This window comes from Kroppenstedtia guangzhouensis (assembly GCF_014637345.1).
In the GTDB taxonomy this organism is placed as follows: domain Bacteria; phylum Bacillota; class Bacilli; order Thermoactinomycetales; family DSM-45169; genus Kroppenstedtia; species Kroppenstedtia guangzhouensis.
Window position 1 is genome coordinate 59,915 of sequence record NZ_BMEX01000013.1, and the last position, 8,743, is coordinate 68,657.

The following is an 8,743-nucleotide window of genomic DNA, read 5'->3' on the forward strand; positions in this document are numbered from 1 at the left end:
GGGAATGGAACATGAAACTGTATACCCGAACTGGAGATGAAGGACAGACCGGTGTGATCGGAGGCAGGGTGGATAAGGATGATATTCGGGTGGAGGCATACGGCACCATTGATGAGGTGAATGCCTTTGTCGGGGAAGCGATTGCCCGGCTGGATCCGGAAGTTCATGCCGATCTGATTGCCGATCTGATGGAAATCCAGCATGAACTCTTTGATGCGGGAGGAGACCTGGCCCAGGCGGGGAAAAAACGGAATTACAAAGTGACTGGAGAGATGGTGACCCGTCTCGAGGAGTGGATTGACCGTTATGACAAGGAAGCTCCGGAAATCCGCCGATTTATTCTGCCCGGGGGAAGCCCGGCATCAGCGGTGTTGCACATCTGCCGGGTACTTACCCGGAGAGCGGAACGGCGTGTGGTCACTCTCGCCCGGGAACAGGAGACCAATGAAGAGGTTCGCCGCTATCTGAACCGCCTGTCGGATTACTTCTTCGCCATCGCCCGGGTGGCCAATGTCCGGAAAGGGATTGGCGATGTGGAATACAAGCGGGGAGGTCAGGTCTTCCGATAATCGGCTCCAATCGGGTATACTGGGGGGAACAAACCCTTGGAGGGATCTGGAATGATTTTGATCGTGTATCAGTATCCGCGCTGCGGTACCTGTCGCAAGGCGCTCAAATATTTGAATGAGAAGGGAATTCCCCACGAGGATCGTCATATCGTGGAAAATCCGCCCTCCCGCCGGGAATTGGAGGACCTGGTGCGAAAGAGCGGATTGCCGCTGACCAAGTTCTTCAACACCAGCGGGAAAAAGTATCGGGAACTGGGGCTCAAGGATCGCTTGAAAGAGATGGACGAGGCGGAAATGTTGGACCTGCTCGCCTCTGACGGAATGCTGATCAAACGTCCCATCGTCACTGACGGAAAGAAAGTGACCGTCGGCTTCAAGGAAGAGATGTTTGACGAAGTTTGGGCCCGCTGAAGTTTGCACCGGATCTGTCGATCCGGTGTTTTTTTGGTTGCTTCAGATGACCGGTGAGGTGAGCGCCCTGTATGGTCGCATGGGTTATACAGGATTTTCCCATAAATACGGAGAATCGCCTGACCTGGACTTGTCAAATCAGGAGACCGAGCTTTGCGGTATGTCCATCGAAATCCGATACAGACTAAGAATGAAAGGAGGAATGTTCCATGGCAATCAATCCGAAGACATCTGTTCCGTCTCGGACCGCAGCCGGATATCTGGTGGAACAATTGGCAGCCTGGGGATGCAAAAGGATCTATGGTGTGGCGGGGGATGCCACCTTGCATCTCATGGATGCGATCGCCGCCCAGGATCAGATCCGCTACATCAATTGCCGTCTGGAGACCACGGCTGCTCTGATGGCTTCCGCCGAAGCGAAACTGACAGGCCAGCTGGCTGTCTGCACTGCCACCAGCGGTCCCGGAATCGTTCACATGCTTAACGGTCTGGCGGATGCCGCCCAGGATCGTGCCCCAGTGCTGGCGATCACAGGACAGGTGGAACGAAAAAAGCTGGGGACGGGGAGCAAACAGGATCTCAATCAACAGTTGATGATAGAGCCACTGGCGGTTTACTCGGCACTGACCGCCGATGCAAGAGCACTTCCTGTTCAGCTGAATCTGGCCATGAAAAAAGCATGGTCCACGGGCGGTGTCGCACATCTGTCGGTTCCGAAGGATGTATGGATGGACAGCGTCCACGGGGAGTTGTACCCCCCGCTGGTTTCCCGGACGGCCCCGCCGCCGCAAGAAAATGAACTGGAACGGGCCATCGAGCTTTTAAAAAGCTGGGCCCGTCCAGTAATTCTGGCCGGCCGCGGGGTGAAAGAATGCAAAACAGAATTGCTCCATCTGGCTGAGAAGTGGGGAGCCCCCATCATGACCACTCTCCCGGCCAAATCCTGTGTTCCCCATGATCATCGACTCTATATCGGCGGTTTGGGCCAAGGGGGGAGTAATATCGCCAAGGATCTGCTTTGGGAAGCGGACGGATGTCTGATTTTGGGAGCCACCTGGTGGCCACAGGGGGTAGTTCCCGCCTCGATCCCGGTTGTCCAAGTGGATGCCCGGCCGGAAAATATCGGGGATGCGATGCCGGTTAGCGCAGCAGTGGTGGGGGAGATGGCCTCTGTTTTGCCGCAATTGAACCGGGCGATCGGGGAGGGGGATCGTTTCACCTGGTTGCAGCGGGTTCAGGATCTGAAGCAAGGCTGGAAATCACAACTGGAACGGGAGGCCTGGATGGATACGGAGCCTATCGTCCCGCAACGGGTGGTGGCCGCTCTCAACCGGGCGGTGAAACCTGATGCCGTCATCACCCTGGATGTGGGGGATCACCTGCTCTGGTTTAACCGGATCTTTCAGGCGGAGGAGCAGGAGATCCTGATCTCGGGGCGCTGGCGCACCCTGGGCTTTGCACTGCCGGCTGCCATGGCAGCCAAGCTGGCTGAACCGGAGCGACAAGTGGTAGCTTTGGCGGGGGACGGGGGATTTGGAACGACACTGGCGGATTTGATCACGGCAGTAACTTATGAGCTTCCGGTCACCATCGTGCTGATGAATAACGGGGTTTATGCCATGGAGCGAAACCGGATGATCCGGGGGGGACTGAAGAGACTGGGAGGCGAGGTTAACAATCCGGATTTTGTCGCGATGGCGGAAGCATTCGGAGCAAAGGGATACCGGGTGAGACAGACAGAAGAGTTGGAGACGGCGTTGACGGCAGCCCTCGCCTCCCACCGGGTTTCCCTGGTGGATGTCCATTGCGACGACACGATCGTCCCTCACACGAAACTTTGAAATAGGAAAAACAGAGGTTCCGTTGAAATATCATGCAGAGAGAAGGGATTTGAGACTGAAAGCGGGGGGATGAGGGCATGTGCGGACGTTTTACCTTGACTGCGGGGCTGAGTGAAATTAAGCACCGTTTTCAAATCGGAGAGCTTACAGCGATGGGCCATAAACCCCGTTTCAACATTGCACCGACCCAATCGGTGCCGGTTGTGATCTGCCGGAAAAACACCCGGAGACTGACGCCGATGCGATGGGGACTGATCCCGCATTGGGCCAGGGATGCCTCTGTCGGAAACCGTCTGATCAACGCCCGAAGTGAAGGATTGTCGGAAAAGCCGACCTTTCGCCACGCCTTTCGTCGCAAACGCTGCCTGGTGCCGGCGGACAGTTTCTACGAGTGGAGACAGGACGAATCCGGCAAAAAGCAGCCGGTGCGAATCCTGTTTAAGGAAGGCGGCCTGTTTGCCTTTGCCGGACTGTGGGAAGAGTGGACCCATCCCAAGGAAGGTCACAGGGTATACTCCTTCACCATCATCACCACCCATCCCAACGATAAGATTCGTCCGATTCACCGTCGGATGCCCGTGATCCTGGACCGATCGGAGGAGAATCTTTGGCTCGACCCCGGGGTGGAGGAACCCGCTTTGCTGGAACCGTTGCTGGGGCCCTGTGAGTCGGGTCACATGCGGATTTATCCGGTCTCTCCCATCGTCAATTCCCCTAAAAATGACCAACCCGAATGCATCCTTCCGCTGGATTGAAATGATAAGAGACGTTTGATTGCGGAAGTCCGCATAACCCCGGAAACGGAAGCGGGCGAGTCCGTATTTTTTTGGTATGATGGCCGTCGGGAGTACCTGACTTTGGACACGCAAAAGACCCCGTCCCGTGCTTCAAGGGGGATGCAGAACTACGCTCGCTTTCATCTCCTCATTGAAATGAGGAGGATTCCCGCTCACAATTCTTAAAACGGAACACGGGGACGGACCGGGAATGGGATGTGAGGATTGGAAGGCACTAATGTACCGTAAAAGAACCAAGGGATCAAAGGGTTTGCGATATACCAAGGAACAAGGATAAACATCGAAAAATCTCCTCGAAGAAGTTTTTTTCATGATATGTGATTCAAATGAAAGATGTTAACTTTTTTGGGATATCGCAGAATCAAAGTACAGTCATCCATAGAAAACATACAAGGGAGGGGATCCGGTGATCCGTTTCACAGGGACTGTGCCGTGGCGAATGAGTACTTGGCCTATAAGGATCGGTGGAGAAGGCTAAAAGGACGGCCCGGGACCCCCCTACCTAGAGAGCCGGTGGAAGTGGTTGGGCAACCAGGCCTGAAGCCAGATGTGGATCATCTCACAATTTCTTTTTTCACAACTTGATCAAACTCCCTTGTGAAAATCAGATCGTCGGTCTCCATTTTTGGACAACGTGTGACGATCTTTTTGCAAAATGTTTAATTTATCGTTGAGAACCATTCCCATGTTATATCAAATTTAACATAGTATTGACTTCTATAATACAAGTGTTATTGTATACATGGGACCTGGCAATCGGACGGGTTTACCGGATCGATTGCATGGGTAGATTACTAACGTGGGTCCATAAGATCACTCAAGGATGAAGGAGGAATCCATATCATGCCTACGCGTTTGGTAGGATTGCCGGCACCCGACTTTGAAATGAAAAGCACGAAGAACCTCGAAACCTTGGATGAAAAGGTGAAACTCTCCGACTACGAAGGGGAGTGGCTGGTTCTGTTCTTCTATCCCAAGGACTTTACCTTTGTCTGTCCGACTGAGATTACCGCTCTTTCCGACCGTTATGAGGAGTTCCGGGACGAGAACTGTGACATCATCGGTGTCAGCACTGACACGGAGTTCGTTCATCGCGCCTGGATCAACACTCCCCGGGATGAAAACGGTCTGGGTGAGATCAAATACCCCCTCGCCGCCGACCCGACACACCGCGTGAGCCGTGCTTATGGAGTGCTGAACGAAGACGAAGGTGTTGCCCAACGCGGTCTGTTCATTATCGATCCTGAGGGGATCGTCCGTTACCAGGTGGTGACCGATGACAACGTGGGTCGCAGTGTGGATGAAACCCTTCGGGTTCTGAAGGCCCTGCAAAGTGGGGGTCTCTGTCCTTCCGATTGGAAACCGGGTGAAAAAACGCTCTGAGGTACAAACCCAAGGGCCTAACGCCGCTGTTAGGCCCTTTTTCACCAGAAAAGGAACTATGTTCGGTAAGGGATGATGAGGGAGGTCTAAGACATGGCATTACGATTGCGCACGGAAATGCCGGAGCTGAAGGATGTCACCGAATGGGTGAACGGTGAAGTGACCAAGGAGGAGCTGAAAGGAAAGCCGGTCCTTTTTCACTTCTGGTCCATCAGTTGCGGCTTGTGCAAAAAGAGCATGCCGGAGGTTCTGAAAATCCGGGACCACTACAAGGAAAAAGGCCTGCGGGTGGTTGGGATTCACATGCCCCGCTCCGAGAAAGACACCGACCGAGAGGCCGTCAAGGAAACGATTGAAAAACATGAGCTGACGCATCCCCAGGCCATCGACAACCAACACAGTGTCGTAGATGCTTTTGAAAACGAGTTTGTGCCTGCCTTTTACCTATTCGATGCGGAAGGGCAATTGCGCCATCGCTCCGCCGGGGAAAATGCTTTAAAAATGTTGGAGCGCCCTTTGGAGCGACTCCTGGGAACTCAAGAGTAACAGGAGGGGTTTGGGATGAATCTGCCCAAGGAACTGAAATACAGCGAAGAACACGAGTGGGTCAAACAGGAAGGGGACAACCGAGTACGCATCGGGATTACTGATTTTGCTCAAGACGAATTGGGAGATATTGTTTTTGTCGAACTGCCGGAAGCCGGGGAGGAACTGGAGGCCAACTCTCCGTTTGGCAGTGTCGAATCGGTCAAAACTGTATCCGAACTGTACTCCCCGGTCACCGGAAAAGTGGTGGAAGTCAACAAGGATCTGGATGATTCTCCGGAAAAGGTGAACGAATCCCCCTACGGTGACGGGTGGATGATTGTCGTTGAGGTCAGCGATACCTCCGATCTGGACAAACTGATGGATGCCGACAAATATGAAGCGATGGTTTCTGAATGATGATCTCCCGGTGCCCTGAAGGCGCCGGGATTTCTGTTTCATGCATTTAAGCGACGTGTATAAAATGATCCGGTCTTCCCGGAGCCGTCGATAAAATTTTCCCTGCTGCGAAAGTTGGAAAAAGGGTATCCCCGTCTGCCAAATCCATGAGGTCAGTCGCCTGCCGGGAGTGATCGCCCCCCTTAATCGACAAAGAGGGAACCAAAGTATCAGTGGGTTCCCTCTTCCCGGTCGGAGCACCTTTTACCCCCGCATGCGAAGTTTATGGTTGAGTTGTTCCGCTTTGGACAAAGCGTTCAAGTCCCGCAGGATATCTCCGGGATTGTTTCCATTGCCGATGATGTAGTTTGTAAATTCGATGCCCATAAACTCGAAAATCCAGTAGAATTGCTGGATGAGGGGAAATCCTTTGATTTGGGGATCATCCCCGCCGGTCACCACGACAATCGCTTCCTTTTCGCTCATGCGGTCTTTAAAGATCATATCGCTGTAGTATGTGGACCAACGATCGATGAAGTTTTTTAGAATCCCGGGCATGCCGTACCAATAAATCGGTGTTGCAAAGAGAAGGATTTCATGTTTCAACATCTCCCGGACGAGCTTGGAATGATCGTCATGGACGGGTTTGAATCCTTCGGGATCGTGGCGGAAGTCCCGGATCGGTTCGATATGATGATCTATTAGATGAATTTTGGTGCAGTCCAAACCTTCCACCACAATATCTGCCAACAAATCAGAATTTCCCTTCCTGCGGGTGCTACAGTATAAAGCCAGAATACTCATGGATCTCCAACCAACCTTTCTTTCAAACTCACTTCCGTCCGGGGTAAAGCCACTTCTAATATCATAGCTGAAGAAAGGTGGATTGGCGAGAGGATGGATGGAATTACCCATTTCAGGGGATATATCGGAGTCTAAATCCGTTGATTCACGGGTTTAGTGAATATCCTGCTTTTTGAAATGTCCGCCCTTCACATCATAGATATCTGCGAATGCCAAAAAAGCATCTTCATCGATTTCTTCCACGATGGACTTCAATTTGGCTTCCTCCAGTCGGGTGACGATACAAAAGATCACCTTCTTTTCATCCCCACTGTAACCGCCTTCGGCGTGGAGATAGGTGACACCTCGTCCCAACCGGTGGAAAAGGGCATTTCTGATCTCCCGGTGTTGGTCACTGATGATCCAGACGGACTTGGTTGACTCCAAACCCTCAATGGTGAGGTCAATCATTTTAAAGGCGATAAAGTAAGCAATCAATGAGTACATCGCGTGCTCCCATCCGAACACAAACCCGGCGCTTCCCAGAATGAACAGATTCATCACCATCACGGTTTCACCAACGGAAAAGGGCAGTTTTTTATTGAAGAGGATGGCAAGAATCTCTGTGCCGTCCAGGGAGCCGCCGTAGCGGATCACCATTCCGACACCGATTCCAAGAATGACACCGCCGAAGACGGCAGCCAACAGAGGGTCATCGGTCAAGGGTTCCACCGGGTGCAGAAGGGACGTTGCCACCGAGAGAACGACGATGCCAAACAACGTGAATATGGCGAAGGTTTTCCCGATTTGTTTGTACCCGAGGAATAAAAAGGGGAGATTGAGCAGGAACAGGAAAATACCCAATTTGACTCCACTGAGATGAGAAAAGATCATGGAGATTCCGGTGATTCCCCCGTCAATCACTTGATTGGGGGCAAGGAAGATTTCCAGACCGACTGCCACCAGGGAGGCACCGAGCAGAATCATGATCAACCGTTTTAATAAGTGGCTACTCTCCATTTTCTTATGTTCAATTGTATCCGTGACAGACTCCATACTTCCGAAACACACCTCTTCTCTGAAAATTATTTCCTTTTGCAGGATTAACTTTCCTGTGTCAATATTATAGCATTTCTAAAGGGGCCTTTTCATTTGTTTAAAATAAATGAATCCCCCCGACAAGCTCGGAGGGAGAGTTTTCAGTTGTCAGCCAAGATGGTCTGGATTTGGTTGATCAACAGGCCGACCGCCACCTGGTTGTAGCCCCCTTCAGGGATAATCAGGTCAGCGTAGCGTTTGCCCGGTTCGATAAATTGCTGGTGCATCGGCCGGACCACGGTGAGATATTGCTGAATAACCGAATCCAGCGTCCGTCCGCGGTTCTTCACATCCCGTTCCAAGCGGCGCAGGATCCGTACGTCGGCATCGGTATCCACAAACACTTTGATGTCCATCAGATCACGGAGCCGTTCATCTTCCAGAATCAAGATACCTTCCAGAATGATTACATCTTTGGGCTCCACCGGAATCCTTCGGGCTGCCCGGGTGTGAAGGGTATAATCGTAGATCGGCTTTTGGATGGGGATTCGTTTCAGCAGTTGCTGCAAATGGGAGATGAGCAGCTCCGTATCAAAGGCGAAGGGATGGTCATAATTGGTGTGAATGCGTTCTTCCAATGGCAGATGGGATTGGTCTTTATAATAGGAATCCTGTTCAATTAGTGCTACAGAATCTGAAAACCGCTCGCAGATATTGCGGGCGACAGTGGTCTTGCCGGAGCCGCTTCCCCCGGCAACCCCGATGATGATCGGTCTCTTCATACATAATCCCTTTCTGTTCCTTCGGTCTGTGAAAACCACTTTGCTGATGATAGCAATTTCGGGAGTTTTTTTCAAGAAAGCCCGGTGGAGTAAAGAAAAAATCCCTCATTGGTGGTATTATCCCCATACGGTAGACAGTGAAAAAAGTCCATCTGGTAAGATGGACAAAAGCACTGAACTGCCGGAGGGGATTTTCTTATGGCGAAAAAAGGGCA

10 protein-coding genes are annotated in these 8,743 nt (G+C 52.0%); 7 read left to right on the forward strand and 3 right to left on the reverse strand.

All coding sequences use genetic code 11. The features are described from left to right. The first annotated feature begins 11 nt into the window (after positions 1-11). The 7 genes from IEV46_RS13915 to gcvH all read left to right on the forward strand — a co-directional run bounded on the left by IEV46_RS13915 (position 12) and on the right by gcvH (position 5,946). Positions 12-569, forward strand: coding sequence for a cob(I)yrinic acid a,c-diamide adenosyltransferase (locus tag IEV46_RS13915; RefSeq protein WP_188433154.1), 558 nt, complete (start codon positions 12-14; stop codon positions 567-569). A 51-nt stretch (positions 570-620) separates the two neighbouring features. After that, positions 621-980, forward strand: a complete 360-nt coding sequence (locus IEV46_RS13920; RefSeq protein ID WP_188433155.1) for an arsenate reductase family protein — start codon at positions 621-623, stop codon at positions 978-980. 209 nt (positions 981-1,189) lie between these two features. Further along, positions 1,190-2,821: a thiamine pyrophosphate-binding protein gene (locus IEV46_RS13925; protein WP_188433156.1), complete on the forward strand. Its 1,632-nt coding sequence runs from the start codon at positions 1,190-1,192 to the stop codon at positions 2,819-2,821. Positions 2,822-2,898: 77 nt separating this feature from the next. Next, positions 2,899-3,576: an SOS response-associated peptidase gene (locus tag IEV46_RS13930; protein ID WP_188433157.1), complete on the forward strand. Its 678-nt coding sequence runs from the start codon at positions 2,899-2,901 to the stop codon at positions 3,574-3,576. Between the two features lie 885 nt (positions 3,577-4,461). Beyond that, positions 4,462-5,001 (forward strand): peroxiredoxin, encoded by a 540-nt coding sequence (locus IEV46_RS13935; protein ID WP_188433158.1) that lies wholly within the window; start codon positions 4,462-4,464, stop codon positions 4,999-5,001. 93 nt (positions 5,002-5,094) lie between these two features. Further along, on the forward strand, positions 5,095-5,547 hold the full coding sequence (locus tag IEV46_RS13940; protein WP_188433159.1) for a TlpA disulfide reductase family protein: 453 nt from the start codon (positions 5,095-5,097) through the stop codon (positions 5,545-5,547). A 15-nt stretch (positions 5,548-5,562) separates the two neighbouring features. Continuing rightward, on the forward strand, positions 5,563-5,946 hold the full coding sequence (gene gcvH / locus IEV46_RS13945) for a glycine cleavage system protein GcvH (RefSeq protein ID WP_188433160.1): 384 nt from the start codon (positions 5,563-5,565) through the stop codon (positions 5,944-5,946). 243 nt (positions 5,947-6,189) lie between these two features. Here gcvH and IEV46_RS13950 read toward each other — a convergent pair whose 3' ends face one another. The 3 genes from IEV46_RS13950 to udk all read right to left on the reverse strand — a co-directional run bounded on the left by IEV46_RS13950 (position 6,190) and on the right by udk (position 8,528). Then, positions 6,190-6,729, reverse strand: coding sequence for a flavodoxin family protein (locus tag IEV46_RS13950; RefSeq protein WP_188433161.1), 540 nt, complete (start codon positions 6,727-6,729; stop codon positions 6,190-6,192). Positions 6,730-6,882: 153 nt separating this feature from the next. Continuing rightward, the gene (locus IEV46_RS13955; RefSeq protein ID WP_373284622.1) at positions 6,883-7,728 is read right to left on the reverse strand and encodes a YitT family protein; all 846 of its coding nucleotides are present in this window, start codon (positions 7,726-7,728) and stop codon (positions 6,883-6,885) included. A 179-nt stretch (positions 7,729-7,907) separates the two neighbouring features. Further along, positions 7,908-8,528 (reverse strand): uridine kinase, encoded by a 621-nt coding sequence (gene udk, locus IEV46_RS13960; protein ID WP_188433163.1) that lies wholly within the window; start codon positions 8,526-8,528, stop codon positions 7,908-7,910. Positions 8,529-8,743: the final 215 nt, after the last annotated feature.